The following is an 18,988-nucleotide window of genomic DNA, read 5'->3' on the forward strand; positions in this document are numbered from 1 at the left end:
CCCGGTGGGCGTCATGCCCTGCGGCACGCCTGTCATAAGCAAACTGAATCAGCAGGCTCCCCGGCGGTTCCTACAATGGCCTGTCACCCTGCCCTTCGAGATGCTGCCGATGCGCGTCGCGCTTTCCGTGTTGCTGCTGGCTTCGGCGCTGAGCGCCTGCACCCCGGCCCCGGTATCCACCGCCAACTCTGCCGAGGCACCCGCGCCGGCATCCGCCATCGCCTGGCGCCAGGGCGATGTGGACGATGCCTTCGCCGAAGCCGCCGACAGCGGCAAGCCGGTGCTGCTGTACTGGGGTGCGGTCTGGTGCCCGCCGTGCAACCAGCTCAAGGCGGGCCTGTTCAAGGACCCGGCCTTCATCGCGCTGACCAGCAAATTCGTTCCCGTCTACCTGGATGGCGACGAGGAAGGTGCGCAGGCCTGGGGCGAACGCTTCGGCGTACGCGGCTATCCGACCCTGATCGTGCTGGACCCACAGCGCAACGAAATCACCCGCGTGGCCGGTGGCAATGACGCCGCCGAACTGACCCGGGCCCTGACCGTCGCTGCAGGCCGCCGCAGTGCTGTTGCCGCCACCTTGGCCACCGCGCTGGCAACGCCGGACCGGCTGGCCGCCGAAGACTGGCAGGTGCTGGGCGACTATGGCTGGGAAGTGGACGCCAACCGCCTGGCCGGCGAGCGCAGGAGCCAGGATGTGCTGCGCCAGTTGTCCAGGGCGGCACCCGACGCCGCCCTGCAGCGCCGTTTCGCCCTGCTGGCTCTGGCTACAGCCGAAAAGCCCGATACCTCGCCCACCGAAGTGCGCGAGCTGCTGCAGGCCGTACTGGCACAACCGGCGGAAGTGCGCCGCAACCGTGAGTTGCTCGGCTATGCAGGTGTGCAGCTGGTCAAGCAGGCCAGTGCAGGCCCGGCCACGTCCAACACCCTGGGCCAGCAATTGCTGGTCGCACTGGAGCGCGCCGATGCCGAGCGCGGTGATCGCGCCGACGACGCGTTGTCGCGTGCGCTGACCGAAGTATCGCTGGCCCGCCAGCAGCAGCCGAAGGGCGCACTGCCCGCGCCGCTGGTCGAGCGGGTCAAGCAGCGCGTGGCCGCTGCTGATGCCGCCGCCACCGATGCGCATGCACGCCAGGCCACGATCAGCAGCGCGGTGTACGCATTGCGCGAGGTAGGTGACGACGCGGGTGCCGAGGCGCTGTTGCTGGCCGAGCTGAAGCGCAGCGAGCAGCCGTACTACTACATGCCCGAGCTGGCCGAACTGGCCGAGCAGCGCGGCGACACCGCCGGTGCGCTGGAGTGGTTGAAGCGCGCCTACGATGGTGCACAGGGCCCGGCCACCCGCGTGCAATGGGGCGTGCTGTACGTGGAAGGCCTGCTGAAGCTGGCGCCGGACGATGCACCGCGCATCGAGCAGGCGACCGCGTCGCTGATCGCCGAGCTGGAGGCACAGCCGTCGGGTTACCACCAGCGTACCCGCCAGCGTTTCGAGCGCCTGGCCGGGCAGTTGAAGACGTGGAGCGGCAAGCACCAGGGTGCGGAGACGCTGGCACGGCTGCAGCAGCGGATGCAGCAGGCGTGCGGTGACCAGGTGGATGGCGCCTGTAAGGACTGGTTGAGCTGAGTTGATGAAAGCGCTGGCGGCTGGTTCGCCGGCCGGCGCTTTTGTTGATCCGTGTGGGAGGGGGCGGGGGCCGCTGGCCAGGACACGCAAAAGCCCCTCCATGGTGCTCGATGGCGCCATCCTTGGCGCCAACGGTCCTGTCCAGCGGCCCCCGCCCCCTCCTGACGGTTTCCTGCGAGCGCGGGCAGCGCATCAGCGCGCCGGTGAGGGTTCGGAAAGCGGATTCTGGTAGTGCCTCGCCGGGCTACAACCCGACCTTCGCTGAATGCCGGCCAGCGGCCGGCACTACCACGCCTCCGTCTTGACCTCTTGATCTATTGACCTCAACCATTGTTGAGGTGCGATAACAGTCTCCCCACGGCCAGCCCCCTTGGCCTTCCCCACGGAGATTGCTTCGATGTCGTACTCGCTTCCCCCGCTCCCCTATGCCTATGACGCCCTCGAGCCGCACTTCGATGCGCGCACGATGGAAATCCATCACAGCAAGCACCACCAGACCTACGTCAACAACCTCAATGCCGCCATCGAGCAGGCCGGCATCGCCGAGCAGCCGGTCGAGGCGCTGATCGCCAACCTCGATGCAGTGCCCGAGGCGCAGCGTGGCGCAGTCCGCAACAACGGCGGTGGCCACGCCAACCACAGCCTGTTCTGGACCGTGCTCAGCGCCAACGGCGGCACGCCCGATGATGAGCTGGCCGCCGCCATCGACCGCGATCTGGGTGGCTTCGATGCCTTCAAGGAGGCCTTCACCAAGGCCGCGCAGACCCGCTTCGGCAGTGGCTGGGCCTGGCTGACCAGCGATCGCGACGGCCGCCTGAAGGTTGAAAGCAGCGCCAACCAGGACAGCCCGTTGATGGGCGCTACGGTCGGCCTGTCCGGCAATACCCCGATCCTCGCACTGGATGTCTGGGAACACGCCTACTACCTGCACTACCAGAACCGCCGCCCGGACTACATCGGTGCGTTCTTCAACATCATCAACTGGGCCGAGGTCGGCCGGCGCTACCGCCAGGCCAGGGCCTCATGAGCGGCGAGACACTGCCGTACGCCGGGCCGTGGGCGGGGGTATTCCCCGCCCCGGCCCCGGTGCCGTCGGTCGAGATGCCGCCGCGGGCACTGCGGCGGCTGCTCGGCCACTTTCCTACCGGCGTGGCCATCGTCTGCGCGCGCGATGCGCAGGGCAAGCCCATCGGCCTGACCATCAATTCGTTCGTGCCGGTGTCATTGCAGCCGCCACTGGTGCTGTGGAACCTGGCGTTGCACGCGCAGAGTCTTTCCACCTTCCAGCGCGCCACCCGCTTTGCGATCAGCGTGCTGGCGGCCGACCAGGAAGCACTGGCCCGGCGCTTTGCCGATCCGCAGGTACGCAACCGCTTCGACGGTCTGGCATTGCTGGATGACGACGAGGACGCCCCGCCACGCATCGCCGGTGCGGTAGCGCATCTCACCTGCACCCGCCATGCGCAGTGGCCGGTAGGCGATCACCTGCTGCTGGCCGGCCGCATCATCGAAGTGCACGAGAACGGCGGCGCGCCACTGCTGTTCCATCGCGGCCGCTTCCAGCCGGGACCGGCCGAGCTGCTGGTGGAGGTGCGCTGATGAACATCGAGGCTCTGGAATGCATGCTGGCCAGCGGCAAGGACGGCGCGCTGCTGCGCTTCGGCCTGGGCAAGGGCTGGCTGGATGCCGGCAACCCGGTGCGCGCAGCGACCCATCTGGGCCGTTGCGTGGTCCTTGATCCGCAGTATTCGGCAGCGTGGAAGCTGCTGGGCAAGGCCTGGCTGGCCAGTGGCCAGCCGCAGGCGGCGCGCGAAGCGTGGCAACGCGGTTTGAGCGTGGCCGGCAGCAAGGGCGACCAGCAGGCACGCAAGGAAATGCAGGTATTCCTGCGACGCCTGGACCGCGAGCAGGCGGACCTGGCGAAAGCGGGCTGAGTCGATCAGCCCGCGTTGGCCGATGCCGGTGCGGACATGATGTCCGACATCGGCAGGCGGCGCGGCTTGCTCGGGAACGCGTGGCGCAGGATGCGCCAGACCACCTGGCCGAACTGGCGCGGCAGCGAGCCGTTGTTGTAGTGCTGGCCGTAGCGGCGGCAGATGTCCTTCACTTCCTTGGCGATGGCCGCATAGCGGTTGGCCGGCAGATCCGGATAGAAGTGGTGCTCGATCTGGTGGCTGAGGTTGCCCGACAGCACGTTGATCAGGAAGCCGCCGCTGATGTTGGACGAACCGCGCAGCTGGCGCAGGTACCAGTGACCGCGCGACTCATTGCGTAGGCACTCCTTCGGGAAGGTTTCCGATTCAGCGGTGAAGTGGCCGCAGAAGATGATCACATAGGTCCAGATGTTGCGCAGGCCGTTGGCGACCAGGTTGCCCAGCATCACCGTGAGGAAGAACGGACCGGCCAGCAGCGGGAAGAACACGTAGTCCTTCAGAACCTGGCGCAGCATCTTGCGCGCCACCGGGCGGGTCTGCATCCACATCGCACGGCCACTGATGCGGCCCTTCAGCCAACGGCCCAGGCGCAGGTCCTGCGCGGCCACGCCCCACTGGAACAGCAGCGCGAAGATCGGCGCGATGATCGGCTGCAGCAGGTAGAACGGCTTCCAGCGCTGTTCCGGGAAGATGCGCAGCAGGCCGTAGCCGATGTCATCGTCCATGCCACGCACGTTGGTGTAGGTGTGGTGGCGGAAATTGTGGGTCTTGCGCCAGTTGTCGGCGGTGGCAACGATGTCCCACTCGTAGGTGTTGCCGTTGAGCTTGGGGTCGCCGGTCCAGTCGAACTGGCCGTGCATGACGTTGTGGCCCAGTTCCATGTTCTCCAGGATCTTCGACAGCGCCAGCAGCAGCGTGCCGGTGATCGCGGCCGGCCACAGCAGCGGCATCCAGAACAGTGGCGAGAACGCCGCCAGGAACAGCAGGCCACGGCCACCCACGCCGAACCAGCGCACGGCGGCGGCCACGCGGCGGATGTAGCGGGTATCGGAGGCGCCGAGGCTGCCGATCACACGGTCGCGGATCGCGTCGAGTTCCTCACCGAAGGCATGCATCTCGGCAGTACTCAGGGCACGGTCGGTAGCGCGGGTCATGGCAGGCGTCCTCAGAGATCCAGGGTCAGGTCGGTGGTCGGTGCGCTCACGCAGATCCGCACCGGCTGTGCCGATTCGGACTGCAGGTCGCCGGTGCGCAGGTGGCGGGTGGCGCCACTGACGCGGTCACAGCTGCAGCTGTTGCAGATACCCATGCGGCAGCCGTGTTTGGGCTTGATGCCATGGGCTTCGAGGCTTTCCAGCAGCGAGCGGCCACGCGGCACGCTCAATTGGCGGCCACTGCGCGCAAGCGTCAGCGACACCTCACCTTCGCTGCTGGCATCGCGCAACGGCGCCGGCGGGGTGAAGGCTTCGGCCTGGAAGCCGGCCACCTGATGTGCCAGGCGTTCACGCGCGGCGGCAACGAAGCCGTCCGGGCCGCAGGCCAGCACATGGCGCTGCGCCAACGGCGTGTCATCGCCGGCCACCTGCAGATCATGGGTATCGATACGCGCGGCCGGCACCTCACCCTCGCGGGTGGTCAGCAGGTGTACGCGCAGGTTCGGATGCGCTGCGGCCAGCCCCTGCAGTTCATCACGGAACTGCAGATGGGCAGCGGTGCGCTCCCAGTAGAACAGGTCCACCGGCGCCGCCAGCGGGCGCTGGCAGGTGTCGCGCAGCAGGCTGCGCATCGGCGTGATGCCACTGCCGGCCGCCAGCAGCAGCACTGGCGCCGCGGCCGGCATATGGAATTCGCCGAAGGCGGCATCGAGGCGGAATAGTTCGCCCGGCTGCGCATGATTGACCAGATGCTGGCTGACCCGGCCGCCATCGACCGCCTTGACGGTGATCGCCAGCTCGCGCCGACCGAGTGCGGTGGGGCTGTAGCTGCGCTGCCACAGGCGCCCTTCAATCTCGACGCCGAGAGTGACGTGCTGGCCAGCGCGCATGCCGGCCCAGTGCCGGTTGGTGCGCAGGACCAGGGTCGCCGCGCCCTCGCCGGCCGGCTCGCGCCGGACCAGGCGGGCCACCGGCTCGCGCAGGGTCCACAGGGGATTGAGCTGGCCCGCCCAGAAATCGAACAGCGACGGCGAGACCCAGCGGTACGGAGAGAACAGGGACGGACGGACGACAGCGCTCATGGGCGCACTATACGGGCGCACATACACCTGTGTATACATGTGTATATTGAACCGGATTGGGTATGATTCAGCCTCGCCCCACCGGAACCCCCATGGCCGCCGCCACCGCCTTGTCGACGCCCGAAGATGCCAACAGCCCGGCCCGCCGTACGGTGAGCCGCGAGGATCTGCTGGCTGCTGCCCTGAAACTGATCGGGCCGCACCGCAGCCTGTCCACGCTCAGCCTGCGCGAAGTGGCACGTGAGGCTGGCATCGCGCCGAACAGCTTCTACCGGCAGTTCCGCGACATGGACGAACTGGCCGTGGCGCTCATCGATGCGGCCGGCCGCTCGCTGCGCACCATCATCGGCGAGGCCCGGCAGCGCGCCACCTCCACCGCCACCAGCGTGGTGCGGGTCTCGGTGGAGACCTTCATGGAACAGCTGCGCGCCGACGACAAGCTGCTGCACGTGCTGCTGCGCGAGGGCGCGGTCGGCTCGGACGACTTCAAGCATGCGGTCGAACGCGAGCTGCACTACTTCGAGGAAGAGCTGCAGCACGACCTGGTGCGCCTGGCCGCACTGGATGGCGCCGTACTGCATGCCCCGGAACTGGTGGCCAAGGCCATCACCCGGTTGGTGTTCGCGATGGGTGCCACCGCCATGGACCTGCCACCGGAGAAGGATCCGGAGCTGGTCGAGCAGATCTCCACGATGATCCGCATGATCATCGTCGGCGCCCGTACCCCCGCCGCGTTCCGCCGCGGCTGATCGAGGCCCCTGGGTCGGACCCCTTTCCAGGGGAAAGGGCTCTGACCCGCCCCAGCTCCATGAAGCCCGCCACGCAGCGCCACGGCGCCGATGGACTGTGGACGCTGTCACAGATCTAGATTGCAGATGCGCAGCTTGAGCATCCTGCACGCGCCATTCACTGCGGTCTCACGCACGCTGAATTATTCAGACCGCGCGCTCCATTCAGTTTGGTGAGTTATTGAACGGGGTTTGAATCCGGCAAGTGCCGCTGCAGTCCTTTCAGATTAATTGCATGGCCCAGGCAAGACCCGATCCGCACAGTGCCGCCTCCGGTCCTGCGGATGCAGGTCCCCCCCAATGAGCTTCAAGGAGAAACACCCATGCGCATGATGCAGTTCACGCCGAAGTTTCCTTCCACGCTTGTCCGATCACGGCTGGCACTTGCACTCGCCGGGCTGATTCTCGTGCCCTCCATGGAGGCCGCGGCCGTTGATCTGAACAACGGCGCGTCCGCTACGGTCGTTCCGGGCCATGTCTGGGTCGGGCAGGACTTCACGCTCCGTGGCAATTCGCAGCTGAACGTCGACGGTACTCGAGTAGGCTCAGTAAATTCGCAGAATTCGACACTCACCCTCAGTAACGCATCCGCCGGCCTGGTCTCGTTGATGGATTCCGTCGGCGACATCCGAGGCAGCACGCTGGCCGGCCTGAACACCAGTGCATTTCTGTCCAACCCGACATCGGCGCGCACAGTCATCGCCATTTCAAACAGCCGCGTCGAAAGTCCTTTTACGGCTTCGCGCATTTCGGGTGGCGGAACCATCCGTGCCTCATCGACGGCCTTTGCTGGCGATGTGCACGGCGTCCTGATGCTGGCGGGCATTCTGGAATTACGCAGCGGCTCTTCTGTCGTCGGCGCGCAGGATGGCATCGACAGCAGACACAACGCCGGCGGCCAGCCCGCCATGGGCCCAGATGGGTGGTACGTACTTGTCGATGGCTCTTCGGTGGAAGGAACCGCTGGCGCAGCGCTCAGCGCGAATACCCAGGGCTCAGCTCCGCAGGTCAACCGCTTCATTGTGCAGAACGGCGCCACGCTGAAGGGTGGCAACGGCAACCTCCTGCAGGCCAATGCAGGTGCCCGGTTCGACTTTAGCGGCCGAACTTCCACGCTGGCCGGTAACTTCACCATCGCAGATACCGCCACCGGCACGCTGCGCTTCCTTGACGGTCTCGACCTCACCGGCCGCATCCTCGGCCCGGCCGACGTCATCGTCGACCAGGGCGGTCGCTGGACGCTGTCCGGCGACAGCAACACCGGCAACCTCACCCTGGGTGCAGGCAGCAATATCTTCCTCGGTGCTGCGGGTACGGCGGCCTATCCGCAGCTGACCGTCAACGGCAACTACGCCGGCAATGGCGGCACCCTGCACTTCAACACGGTACTGGCCGGCGACGACGCGGCAAGCTCGCGCATGCACGTGACCGGTGATACCAGCGGCACCACCCAGGTCACCGTCAACAACATTGCCGGCGCTGGTGCACAGACCGTCAACGGCATTCCGTTGATGCAGGTGGACGGTGCCAGCAATGGTCACCTCGCGCTGCAGGGCCGCGCCATCGGCGGCATGTACGAGTATTTCCTGCGCAAGGGCACTCCGGGCGCGACCAACGGCAACTGGTACCTGACCTCGGCCTACACCGGCAATCCGTGCGACATCAATCCGGCGCTGCCGGAGTGCCAGGGCACTGGTCCGGTGGATCCGGTCGATCCTGTTGACCCGGTCGATCCGGTGGACCCGGTCAATCCCGTCGATCCGGTCCCCGTACTGCGTCCGGAGCCGGGCGCGTACCTGGCCAACCAGGCCGCGGCCGTGCAGATGTTCCAGCTGCGCCGCCATGACCGCGGCGAGCCCGGCTTCGACCGCGCCCGCATCGGCACCTGGGTGCGCGCCGGGCGTGACCAGCTGCAGGCGAACGTGGCCGGCCAGGTTGACGCCCGTACCCACATCAACACCCTGCAGCTGGGCAGCGATGTCTGGCGTTGGGGCGATGGCCGTGGCCAGGTCGGCGTGATGCTGGGCACCGGCGAGGCGACCACGCAGGCGGTGTCGACGCTGAGCGGCTATGGCACGCGCGGCAAGGTCAAGGGCAAGTCGGCCGGTGTCTACCTGGGCTGGGTGCAGGATGCACAGAGCAGTGCCGGCCTGTATGTGGACGGCTGGCTGCAGGCGGCGCGCTTCGACAACGAGGTGCAGGGCGAAGGCATCGCCCGCGAGACCTACGATTCCAGGACCCGCAGTGCGTCGCTGGAAGCCGGATATGCCTGGGCCATCCGCAGCAGTGAGGCCAGCACGCTGTACCTGCAGCCGCAGGCGCAGCTGACCTGGACCGACTACGACGGTGACAGCCTGGTCGAAAACAATGGCACCACGGTCGAGGATGGTCGCGGCGGCGGCCTCAACAGCCGCCTCGGCGTTCGCCTGTTTGGCCAGGGCACGCTGCAGGGCAACCGCGTGCAGCCGTTCCTGGCGGCGAACTGGCTGCGTGGCCAGCGCGATGAGGCCATGCGCTTCAACAGTGAGTCGTTGAGCGCGAAGACGCCGGAGAACCGCTACGAAGTGCAGGCCGGTGCCCAGCTGCAGCTGGGCCAGCGCTGGAGCGCATGGGGTGACCTGCGTGTGCAGCGTGGCGACAGCGGCTATCGCAACCACGGTGCCCAGGTCGGCCTGCGCGCCGCCTGGTAAGCCCCTCGCCGCCCTGGGGCCAGACCGGGGCGGCGTTCCTCGATTTCGATCGCACCCTGCCGGGCATGACATCCGGCAGGGTTCTGGCGCTTAATTGTAATGTTATAACGCCGTCGTCCGCGATGTTCTGACCCTGCTTTCGGCTTCGTGATTGCACGGACTTATTTATATAGCCGTTGCTATATCTATGACCCTCTGCTTTTATATGCGTCAGCCAGGTCGCCCTCGCCGCCTTTCCTCTCCCAAGGACGACGCCTTCATGCCCGTTTCCAGACCCCTTTCCCGCCGGCTGCCTCTGGCTGCCGCCATCGCCCTGACCCTGCCGCTGCCTGCGCTGGCAGCCACACCGAAGCCGACCGAGCTGGACCGTGTGCAGGTCAAGGTCAGCACTGCCACCCGCAGCGAACGCCTGCTGTCCGATGTCCCGATCCGCACCGAAGTGCTGCGCAAGGAAGACATCGCGCTGCGCGCGGCCACTGACTTCTCGCGTGCCGCAGAGCTGATCAACGGCCTGCGCGTGGAAAGCAACTGCCAGAACTGCAACACCAGCGAGGTACAGCTGCTGGGCCTGCCCGGCGCCTACAACCAGCTGTTGTTCGATGGCATCCCGCTGCTGTCCACGCTGGGCAGCGTGTACGGCCTGGAACAGATTCCGGCCGGGTTCGTCGACCGCATCGAAGTGGTCAAGGGCGGCGGCTCGGCGCTGTACGGCCCGGGCGCGGTGGCCGGTGTGATCAACCTGATCCCGCCACTGCCGGCGCGCAGCGGCGGCCATGTGCAGGCCGGCGTGGATGTGCTGAAAGGCACGCCGCAGAAGAACGCCGATGTGCGCCTCGACCTGGTGGCCAAGGATGCCGACGCCGGGCTGTCGGTGATTGCCCAGCGCAACTGGAACAGCGGCATCGACTACAACGGTGACGGCTATACCGAGATCACCCGCAAGAACCTCAAGGTCGGCGGGCTGCAGGCCTGGTATGCGCCCACGCCGGGCACGCGGCTGCGCCTGGACCTGCAGGTGACCGATGAAACCCGCCGCGGCGGCAACCGCCTGGACCAGCCCGAATACCTGGCCAACATCGCCGAATCGCTGGATACGAAGTACCGCCGAGGCAGCGTGTCGTGGGATCAGGAGATCAATGCCGACCTCGATTTCCGCCTGGCCTATGCCTTCGCCGACATCGACCGTGACAGCTTCTATGGCGGCCTGGGCGATGTGGTCACCGATCCGTCTGCGCCTGGCTATGACCCGTCGCAGCTGGATCCGAACGTAGCCGGCAGCGCCGCCTCACGCTCATGGCGCCAGTACGGCCGCACCCACAACCCGCTGCACTACATCGACAGTCAGTTGAACTGGCGGTTGGGTGCGCACGCGCTGGCCTTCGGCGTGCAGTACAAGCACGAGTCACTGCGCGACGACAACCGCACCGGTGACGGGCAGCGCCTGGCAGTGCTGGAGGATGCCACTTTCCACAACCTGGGCGCCTTCATCCAGGACGAGTGGAGCCTGCGCGACAACGTCGACCTGGTGCTGGGTGCGCGCGTGGACAAGAGCTCGGAGCTGGACAGCGCGGTGTTCTCGCCGCGCATCGCGCTGGCCTGGCAGGCCACGCCCAACCTGAAGTGGCGGGCAGGCGTTGCCACTGGCTTCCGTGCACCGGAAATCTTCGTCGAGGATGTGCATGTCGATACGCTGGGTGGCGAACAGGTGCGCGTGCGCAACACCGACGGCCTGAAGGAAGAGCGCGCGTTGACCACCCTGTTCGGCTTCGACTGGCGATCTGACCCGGCCAATCCGGTGTGGAGCTGGGATGCCACCGCCTCGTATGCGCGCATCCGCGACACCTTCGCACTGGGCGAGATCCAGCGCGGCGATGACGGACAGCTCAGTCAGCTGCGCTACAACGCGTCCGGTTCCAACGTGCTGGGGGCGGAAACCAACCTGGGCTGGCAGCCGTCGCCACAGTGGCGCCTGACCGCGGGTGCCTCGTGGTACCGCTCGCGCTTCCGCGAACCGCAGCGCATCTTCGACGACACCGGCGACGGCGGCGACACCGTGATCGAAAGCCGGGACTACCTGAAGACCCCACGCTGGACCGGCCTGGCCCAGCTCAGCTGGATGCCGGCCGAGCCGTGGGAGACCTTCGTCGCGCTGCGCCACACCGGGCCGATGTCGGTGCTGAACAACCGGCTGGGCGAACTGCACCGCACGCGTTCATTCCTGGTGACCGATCTGGGTGCGCGCTGGCACCGTCACCTGGGCGCGCAGGCGCAGCAGGAAGTGTCGGTGGCCGCAGGCGTCAAGAACGTGTTCGACCAGCGCCAGAAGGATCTGGAGGTGGGTGCGTTGCGTGACAGCGACTATGTCTATGGGCCGCGCTTCGCGCGCTCGTGGTACGTCAACCTGCGCTATGCGTTCTAAGCCGCTACGAGCGTTGTTGCTGGCCTGTGCCGTGCTGCTGGCCGCACCGGCGATGGCTGCGGACCTCCACGCGCAGGTCTCGGCCTCGCTGGTGCGGCCGGATCAGCGCTCGCTGCGGCCGATGCAGTGGTCATCGCCACCGAAGCTGGTGGCGTTGTACTTCGGCGCCGACTGGTGCGCGCCCTGCCATGCCTTCGTACCCACACTGCGCAGCGTGCGTGACGCATTGCGCGAGGCCGGCGCCGATACCGAAGTGGTGTACGTCAGCCTGGATGAGAGCGAGGCCGCGCTGCGCCGCTACATGCACGCGCAGGACATGCCGTGGCCGGTGCTGGACCCGCGCCGCGCCGCGCGCATGCCGGCACTGCAGGCGTTGGCTGGGCTGGCACCGCCGAATCTGGTGCTGATCGATGCTGACGGCAAGGTGCTGGCCAATGGTTGGCAAGGCCGGCGTTACGAAGGCCTGCAGCCCGTGTTGAAGGAATGGACGAAGCAGGCGTGTGCGCAGCAGCAGGCCCATTGCCCCAACGCCGGCATCCAATCGCGGTAACGCCGGGCCATGCCCGGCGAATTGCTTGACGCAGCCTTACGGCCGCCGGGCATGGCCCGGCGCTACCGTTACGGCGCCTCGCCCTCAGCCTTGCGCACGAACGCTTCGAACAGCGCCAGCGTCTGCTCGCTTACATGGTGCTCGATACCCTCGGCATCGCGCCGCGCGGTATCCGGGTCCACGCCCAGCGCCAGCAGGAAACGCTCCACGGTCTGATGGCGCTGGCGGCTGGCATGCGCCAGCGCCTCGCCTTCCGGGGTCAGGAACACGCCGCGGTACGGCCGCTGCACCACCCAGCCATCACGGGCCAGCCGCCGCAGCATCTTCGCCACGGTGGGCTGGGCTACGCCCAGCCGGGTGGCGATGTCGACCTGGCGGGCCTCGCCGCCGTCGGCCAGCAGGTCCGAGATCAGCTCGACATAGTCCTCCACCAGCTCCATCCGGTGCGCCTCGCGCACTTGCCGGAAGCTCTCGACCTGGCGCTCGGCCTCGATCAAGGGGGTGCTTTTCAGCGATGTCGAATCGTCGGTCTTGCCCACGCCTGCGCCTGTCCTTCCGGTTGTTCCGGTGTTGAACCTGAATTCTGGACCAGTAACGCGATAAAGACGATTGTTTCACATTGCTAATGACTATAGCAGGAGCTATATTCGGAGCCATGAACACCCTGGCACCCCGCGACCCTTCGGCCTCCACTGCGGCCAGCCTGGGTGCGCTCAACGCCTCGGTGGCGGTGCCCGACAAGGGCCATTGGTGGTTCCGCCTGCTGGCCTTTCTCGGCCCGGGCTACATGATCTCGGTCGGCTACATGGACCCGGGCAACTGGGCCACCGACCTCGCCGGCGGTTCGCGCTTCGGCTACCTGCTGCTGTCGGTCATCCTCATTTCCAACCTGATGGCGGTGATCCTGCAGGCGCTGTCGGCGCGGCTCGGCATCGCCACCGGCATGGACCTGGCCCAGGCCTGCCGCGCGCGTTACCCCAAGCCGGTGAACCTGGCGCTGTGGGCGCTGTGCGAGGCGGCGATCATCGCCTGCGACCTGGCCGAAGTGATCGGCACCGCGATCGCGCTGAAGCTGCTGTTCGACCTGCCGTTGCTGTGGGGCGCGGTGATCACCGCCCTGGACACGCTGCTGGTGCTGCTGCTGATGAACCGCGGTTTCCGTGCGCTGGAAGCCTTCGTGATCGCATTGCTGATGGTGATCTTCGCCTGCTTCATGGTGCAGATCGCGCTGGCCGCACCGCCGGTGATGGAAGTGCTGGGCGGTTTCATTCCGCGCGCGCAGGTGGTAACTGATCCGCACGCGCTGTACATCGCCATCGGCATCATTGGTGCCACGGTGATGCCGCACAATCTCTATCTGCACTCGTCCATCGTGCAGACCCGTGCCTACCCGCGCACCGATGAAGGCCGACGCAGCGCGCTGCGCTGGGCAGTGACCGACAGCACCCTTGCACTGACCCTGGCACTGTTCATCAACGCCAGCATCCTGATCCTGGCGGCGGCGGTGTTCCATGCCAATGGCCGATTTGATGTGGAAGACATCGAGCAGGCGCACCAGCTGCTGGCGCCCATGCTGGGCGTGGGCGCCGCTGCGACGCTGTTTGCAATTGCGCTGCTGGCCTCGGGCCTGAATTCAACGGTGACCGCCACGCTGGCCGGCCAGATCGTGATGGAAGGCTTCCTGCACCTGCGTCTGCCGCCGTGGCTGCGGCGGCTGATCACGCGGGCGCTGGCGATCATTCCGGTGGTGGTGGTGATCATGCTGTTCGGCGACCAGGGCGCGGTAAAGCTGCTGGTGCTGAGCCAGGTGGTGCTGTCGATGCAGTTGCCGTTCGCGATCATCCCGCTGGTGCGGATCGTGACCGACAAGGTGACGATGGGCGCGCTGGTGGCCCCGCGCTGGCTGGGCAGCATCGCCTGGGTGATCGCGCTGGTGATCGTGGCGTTGAACGTGAAGCTGCTGGTGGATACCTTCAACGGCCAGTAGATCCACGCCATGCGTGGATGCCTTTGTAGAGTCGAGCCATGCTCGACTCATTCCATCACCGCGCGAACAGCAGTCGAGCATGGCTCGACTCTACAGAAAGCAAATCCCGCCAGCAGATCCACGCCATGCGTGGATGCCTTTGTAGAGTCGAGCCATGCTCGACTCATCGCACACCGCGCGCAAAGCAGTCGAGCATGGCTCGACTCTACAGAAAGCAAATCCCGCCAGCAGATCCACGCCACGCGTGTATGCCTTTGTAGAGTCGAGCCATGCTCGACTCATTCCATCACCGCGCGAACAGCAGTCGAGCATCGCTCGACTCTACAGATACAGCGCAATGGCGGCTTCAATCTGCTGCGGCGACTGGAACCCGGCCAGGCGGGTGCGTTCGTCGCCGTCACGGAACAGGGACAGCGTCGGCGTCTGCCGCAACCCCAGTCCCCTGAAGAACGCTTCACCCAGCACTTCCAGCTGCACGCGCAGCAGGGTGATGCCCTGCCCTGCACTGCTGGTCGCCACGCGGTGCAGCGACATCTCCAGCATCCGGCACCCTGGGCACTGGTCCTTGTGGAAATCCACCAGCACCCTCGGATGTTCGGCCAGCAGCTGCTGGAACTGCTCAGGCGTGGTGGCGTCGATGATCTGCATCGGTGTTGCTCCAGTAATGGGCCAGGACCGCGTCGGTCCAGGCCTCGATGGCCGCGGAATGGCAAACGCCATGCGGCATCTGTTCGATCTCCAGCGGCGGGTAGTCGCTGCGGAAGTAGCGGATCAGCCGGTGCACGGCGCCGCAGTAGTACTCCTGTCCCCACTGCGTCTCGCCGGTACCGAACACCGCCAGCTGCCGTGGCCGCTCGCCGCGCTCGGCGATGCCGGCCACCCAGGCTTTCATCTCCGACGGCGTGCGGCCGGCGTTGTCGGTCCAGCAGCCCAGCAACACCAGGTCGGCCTCATCGGCGGCCAGAGGCGGTGCCTGGCGCAGGTCGTCGGCCTCCTGCCAGTGCACCGCATGGCCCGCTGCGCGGCAACGCTCCGCAATCTGCCGAGCGAGCTCGCGGGTGTTGCCGCTCAACGAGGCGACCACCAGCAGGATGCTCAGCGCTTCGCTGGGCTCAGAGGTCGTCGAAGCCGTTGTCGACGTTGGTCTTCTTGTAACTTGCATTGCGCATCTCGAAGAAGTCGGTCTTGGTTTCGGTGAAGTTGTCGGCGTAGGCCTTGATCCACGGCATCACGTTGTCGGTGGTGTCGCTGTACAGGCGCTCGATGCCGAGCATGCCGGCCATCTTGTTGGCGCGGTACTTCACGTAGCGCACCATCTCGTCCACGTCGATGCCATCGATGCCGTCCAGCACCTCCGACGACCACTGCGTCTCCAGCTCGATCGCATGCTCGAACGATTGGTGCACGTAGGCGGTCAGCTCGTTGGTCTGCAGCTCAGGGTTCTCGCCGATGATGGCGCGGATCAGCTCGCTGATGAACTTGGTATGCGCCAGCTCGTCGCGGTTGATGAAGCTGATGATCTTGCCGGTGCCGTTCATGCGGTTCTGCCGCACCATGTTGTAGAAGTAGGCGAAACCGGAATAGAAGTTGATGCCTTCCAGGATCGAGGACTGGATCAGCGACTTCAGCAGGGTCTCGGCGGTCTTCTCGCGCATGAAGTCGTCATACGCGCCCATGATCGGTGCGTTGCGCTTGATGATGGTCGGATGGGTGCGGGCGATCTCGAAGATGCGGTTCTGGTTCGGCAGGTCGGTGATCGAGGCCAGCACGTAGCTGTAGCTCTCGTTGTGGATCACTTCCTGCTGGCCGATGATCGCTGCATTGGCATGCGCGGCGGGATCGGTGATGTACTCGGCCACGTTGTAGATGAAGCGGGTCTGCGGTGAGTCGAGCGTGGCCAGCAGGCCGATGATGGAGTCGTAGGCGTTCTTTTCGCGTGCGTTGAGCTCGCCGTACTGGCGGGCATCGAGCTTCATGTCGACCTCGTCGGGAATCCAGAAGTTGGTCGACAGCTCCTTGTAGGCCCGATAGAACGACGGGTACGGAATGTCGTTCCAGTTGAGGATGCCGCTGGTGCGGCCGTTGATGATGCCGGTGCTGCGGTTGGGATGGCGCGGTTCGAGGATCTTGATGCGGTCGAGGGGGGTTGCCATGGGTTCCTGCCTTCGTTCTCTTTCTATCGTGTTGCCGGCCAGCGGCCGGCACTACCATGGATCGCGGGGTTGCGGCCGGCGGCTAGCTACCGTAGATCGCGGGGTTGCCGGCCAGCGGCCGGCACTACCGTGGGTCGCCGGTGGTCAGCTGGAGCACCACTCGCATTCGCTGATGTCGATGTCGTTGGAGCGCACGTAGTAGGTGCTCTTCAGGCCTTCGCGCCAGGCACTCAGGTGCAGCTCCAGCAGCGTGCTGGCGCGGATCGTGCTGGGCACGTACAGGTTGAAGCTGATCGACTGGTCGACGTGGCGCTGGCGGCGCGCGTTCTGGCGCACGCTGGCGAACTGGTCGACCTTGTAGGCACCCTTCTCGTAGTACGGCCAGGTCTCCAGCGACAGGCCCGGTGCAGCCACCGGACGCCGGAAATCCTTCTTTTCCTCGTAGTAGAACGCGCTGTAGATCGGGTCGATCGATGCGGTGGAACCGGCAATCTGCGCGGTGCTCATGTTCGGCGCGACGGCCAGCAGCCAACCGTTGCGCAGGCCGTGCGTGGCGACCTCGCGGGCCAGGCTGTCCCAGGCCGCGCCGCTGTAGTCGCGATCGCTGAAGTAGCGGCCGTTGTGCCAGTCGCTGCCGGCGAACATCGGGTAGCTGCCCTTTTCCTTTGCCAGCTGCGCGCTGGCCTGGATGGTCAGGAAGTTGATGCGCTCGTAGAGGCGGTCGGCCAGCTCTTCGGCATCCGGCGATTCCCACTGGATCGCCTGCTGCGCCAGCAGGTGGTGCCAGCCGAACGTGCCCAGGCCGATGGCGCGGTACTTGCGGTTGGTGATGGTGGCCTGCGGCACCGGCAACGCGTTGAGGTCGATCACGTTGTCGAGCATGCGCACCTGGATCGGGATCAGGCGCTCCAGCACATCGGTGGCCAGCAGGTCATCCGGCGCACTGATCGCCCGGCCGAGGTTGATCGAGGAGAGGTTGCAGACCACGAAGTCACCGGCACGGCGTGTGGTGACGATCTGGTCGCCGCTGACGATCTCCTGGATCATCCGCGTCGGGCTCATGTTCTGCAGGATCTCGGTGCACAGGTTGCTGGAATAGATCATGCCCGCGTGCTTGTTCGGGTTCCGGCGGTTGACCTCGTCGCGGTAGAACAGGAACGGGTTGCCGGTCTCCAGCTGGCTGAGCATGATCCGCTTGAACAGATCGATGGCCTTCACCGTGCGGCGGCTGATGCGCTCATCGGCCACCAGCTCGGCGTAGCGGTCACGGAAGCTGCCCGAACCACGCTTCTCGTCGTAGAAGTCCTGCAGGTACCAGCCCTTGGCCTGCTTCACCTCGTGCGGGTCGAACAGGTACCAGTCGGCGCGACGCTCGACCGCTTCCATGAACAGGTCCGGCACGCACACCGAGGTGAACACATCGTGCGCGCGCAGACGCTGGTCCCCATTGTTGAGGCGCAGGTCCATGAAGGCTTCGATGTCGCGGTGCCAGATGTCCAGGTACACCGCCACCGCACCCTTACGCTGGCCGAGCTGATCAACAGACACCGCAGTGTTGTTGAGCTGCTTGATCCACGGCACCACGCCGCCGGAGGAATTGGCCACGCCACGGATCGGCGCGCCGCTGCTGCGCACATAGCCCAGATAGGCTCCAACACCACCGCCGTGCTTGGACACACGGGCGATATCGGTGTTGGAGTCATAGATGCCCTGCAGGCTGTCGTCCACCGTGTCGATGAAGCAGCTCGACAACTGCCCGCCCACCTTGCCGGCATTGGCCAGGGTCGGTGTGGCCACCGTCATGTACAGGTTGGACAGCGCCCAGTACGCCTCTCCGACCAGCTGCATGCGCCGCTCGCGCGGCTTTTCCTCCTGCATCAGGTACAGCGCGATGGTCAGCCAGCGCTCCTGCGGCAGTTCGTAGACCTCACGGCTGCGGTCGCTGGCCAGGTAGCGCGTGGCCAGCAGGTACAGGCCGTTGTACGCGAACAGGCGATCGCGTTCCGGATCGATCATCTCGCCGGCCTGCTGCAATTCTTCCTTCGAGTAGCAGCGCAGGATGTCGTTGCTGTAGATGCCGCGATCGGCCAGGCTTTCCTGCAGGCCCACGTAGGAGCCGTACTTCAGGCCGACGTCGTAGAAGCGGTTGCGGCTGGCGCGCTTGTACAGGCGACGCAGGTAGATGCGCGCGGCAAACTGTTCCCACTCCGGCGCGACCAGGTCCACGCGCGATTCGGCCTCGCGGATCAGCAGATCGACCAGGTCATCGGCGCTGATGCTCGGTTTGCGTTCGACCATCGCCTGCACTACGCGGCGGTAGTCGCTCACATCCAGCTGCGGGAACTCGGCATGCACGGCGTCGATGCTGCGCTGCAGGCGCTCGGCCTCGAACGGCAGGCGACGGTTGCCGGCCTCCTTGGTGATCCAGGTCGGCACGCGCTCGCCACCGGCGCGCAAGGCGTCGCCAGCGCCGGCCAGATCGGCCACGCGGAAGGTACTGTCGGTCATGGTGGTGAAACTCCAGGCTCGCACGCGCGTCGGCGGTCGATGCCATGGCGGCCCTGCACGCGATACCGGCGCACGGGGCGGTCGGGGTGGGATGCCAAAGCG

Annotated in this window: 17 protein-coding genes; 9 read left to right on the forward strand and 8 right to left on the reverse strand. The window is 66.2% G+C overall.

The window, feature by feature from the left end:
• Nucleotides 1–100: 100 nt before the first annotated feature.
• The 4 genes from ACZK45_RS12250 (at nucleotide 101) to ACZK45_RS12265 (ending at nucleotide 3,555) form a co-directional block, all read left to right on the forward strand.
• Nucleotides 101–1,621, forward strand: coding sequence for a thioredoxin family protein (locus ACZK45_RS12250; protein ID WP_478444749.1), 1,521 nt, complete (start codon nucleotides 101–103; stop codon nucleotides 1,619–1,621).
• 397 nt (nucleotides 1,622–2,018) lie between these two features.
• Nucleotides 2,019–2,648, forward strand: a complete 630-nt coding sequence (locus tag ACZK45_RS12255; protein WP_049462787.1) for a superoxide dismutase — start codon at nucleotides 2,019–2,021, stop codon at nucleotides 2,646–2,648.
• Nucleotides 2,645–3,220: a flavin reductase family protein gene (locus ACZK45_RS12260; protein ID WP_033833194.1), complete on the forward strand. Its 576-nt coding sequence runs from the start codon at nucleotides 2,645–2,647 to the stop codon at nucleotides 3,218–3,220. Before ACZK45_RS12255 ends, ACZK45_RS12260 begins: the two co-directional genes overlap by 4 nt.
• The gene (locus ACZK45_RS12265) at nucleotides 3,220–3,555 is read left to right on the forward strand and encodes a tetratricopeptide repeat protein (protein WP_032129997.1); all 336 of its coding nucleotides are present in this window, start codon (nucleotides 3,220–3,222) and stop codon (nucleotides 3,553–3,555) included. Before ACZK45_RS12260 ends, ACZK45_RS12265 begins: the two co-directional genes overlap by 1 nt.
• A 5-nt stretch (nucleotides 3,556–3,560) precedes the next feature.
• Here the strand turns inward: ACZK45_RS12265 and ACZK45_RS12270 are convergent, their stop codons facing one another.
• The gene (locus tag ACZK45_RS12270; RefSeq protein WP_088026244.1) at nucleotides 3,561–4,709 is read right to left on the reverse strand and encodes a fatty acid desaturase family protein; all 1,149 of its coding nucleotides are present in this window, start codon (nucleotides 4,707–4,709) and stop codon (nucleotides 3,561–3,563) included.
• A gap of 11 nt (nucleotides 4,710–4,720) precedes the next feature.
• The gene (locus tag ACZK45_RS12275) at nucleotides 4,721–5,791 is read right to left on the reverse strand and encodes a ferredoxin reductase (RefSeq protein WP_253143733.1); all 1,071 of its coding nucleotides are present in this window, start codon (nucleotides 5,789–5,791) and stop codon (nucleotides 4,721–4,723) included.
• A 92-nt stretch (nucleotides 5,792–5,883) separates the two neighbouring features.
• Here ACZK45_RS12275 and fabR point away from each other — a divergent pair, with 92 nt between their 5' ends.
• Entirely contained in the window at nucleotides 5,884–6,540 is a 657-nt protein-coding gene (fabR, locus tag ACZK45_RS12280) for an HTH-type transcriptional repressor FabR (RefSeq protein ID WP_005409961.1), read from the forward strand.
• Nucleotides 6,541–6,886: 346 nt separating this feature from the next.
• Here the strand turns inward: fabR and ACZK45_RS12285 are convergent, their stop codons facing one another.
• Nucleotides 6,887–7,489, reverse strand: coding sequence for a hypothetical protein (locus ACZK45_RS12285; protein WP_258015763.1), 603 nt, complete (start codon nucleotides 7,487–7,489; stop codon nucleotides 6,887–6,889).
• A gap of 40 nt (nucleotides 7,490–7,529) precedes the next feature.
• On the opposite strand from ACZK45_RS12285, the gene ACZK45_RS12290 reads away from it, so the two are divergent.
• The 3 genes from ACZK45_RS12290 to ACZK45_RS12300 all read left to right on the forward strand — a co-directional run bounded on the left by ACZK45_RS12290 (nucleotide 7,530) and on the right by ACZK45_RS12300 (nucleotide 12,238).
• A complete protein-coding gene (locus ACZK45_RS12290; protein WP_293794648.1) occupies nucleotides 7,530–9,269 on the forward strand; it encodes an autotransporter family protein in 1,740 nt (579 codons plus the stop codon).
• Between the two features lie 259 nt (nucleotides 9,270–9,528).
• Nucleotides 9,529–11,688: a TonB-dependent receptor plug domain-containing protein gene (locus tag ACZK45_RS12295; protein WP_125894407.1), complete on the forward strand. Its 2,160-nt coding sequence runs from the start codon at nucleotides 9,529–9,531 to the stop codon at nucleotides 11,686–11,688.
• A complete protein-coding gene (locus ACZK45_RS12300) occupies nucleotides 11,678–12,238 on the forward strand; it encodes a thioredoxin-like domain-containing protein (RefSeq protein ID WP_478444750.1) in 561 nt (186 codons plus the stop codon). The genes ACZK45_RS12295 and ACZK45_RS12300 overlap by 11 nt, the downstream gene beginning before the upstream one ends.
• Before the next feature lie 68 nt (nucleotides 12,239–12,306).
• Here ACZK45_RS12300 and mntR read toward each other — a convergent pair whose 3' ends face one another.
• Complete coding sequence (gene mntR, locus ACZK45_RS12305) at nucleotides 12,307–12,777, reverse strand: manganese-binding transcriptional regulator MntR (RefSeq protein ID WP_006372477.1); 471 nt, start codon at nucleotides 12,775–12,777, stop codon at nucleotides 12,307–12,309.
• A gap of 116 nt (nucleotides 12,778–12,893) precedes the next feature.
• Between mntR and ACZK45_RS12310 the strand changes: the two genes are divergently transcribed.
• Nucleotides 12,894–14,225: an Nramp family divalent metal transporter gene (locus ACZK45_RS12310; RefSeq protein WP_478444751.1), complete on the forward strand. Its 1,332-nt coding sequence runs from the start codon at nucleotides 12,894–12,896 to the stop codon at nucleotides 14,223–14,225.
• A 321-nt stretch (nucleotides 14,226–14,546) separates the two neighbouring features.
• Here the strand turns inward: ACZK45_RS12310 and ACZK45_RS12315 are convergent, their stop codons facing one another.
• From ACZK45_RS12315 to ACZK45_RS12330, 4 genes are all read right to left on the reverse strand, one after another.
• Nucleotides 14,547–14,873 (reverse strand): thioredoxin family protein, encoded by a 327-nt coding sequence (locus ACZK45_RS12315; RefSeq protein WP_049461515.1) that lies wholly within the window; start codon nucleotides 14,871–14,873, stop codon nucleotides 14,547–14,549.
• Nucleotides 14,845–15,312, reverse strand: coding sequence for a flavodoxin (locus tag ACZK45_RS12320; RefSeq protein WP_478445888.1), 468 nt, complete (start codon nucleotides 15,310–15,312; stop codon nucleotides 14,845–14,847). The genes ACZK45_RS12315 and ACZK45_RS12320 overlap by 29 nt, the downstream gene beginning before the upstream one ends.
• A 25-nt stretch (nucleotides 15,313–15,337) precedes the next feature.
• Nucleotides 15,338–16,378, reverse strand: coding sequence for a ribonucleotide-diphosphate reductase subunit beta (locus ACZK45_RS12325; protein WP_024957408.1), 1,041 nt, complete (start codon nucleotides 16,376–16,378; stop codon nucleotides 15,338–15,340).
• A gap of 144 nt (nucleotides 16,379–16,522) precedes the next feature.
• Nucleotides 16,523–18,886, reverse strand: coding sequence for a ribonucleoside-diphosphate reductase subunit alpha (locus ACZK45_RS12330; protein WP_253143729.1), 2,364 nt, complete (start codon nucleotides 18,884–18,886; stop codon nucleotides 16,523–16,525).
• Between the last annotated feature and the right edge of the window lie 102 nt (nucleotides 18,887–18,988).

Source organism: Stenotrophomonas sp. 63632_Sma, assembly GCF_056482875.1.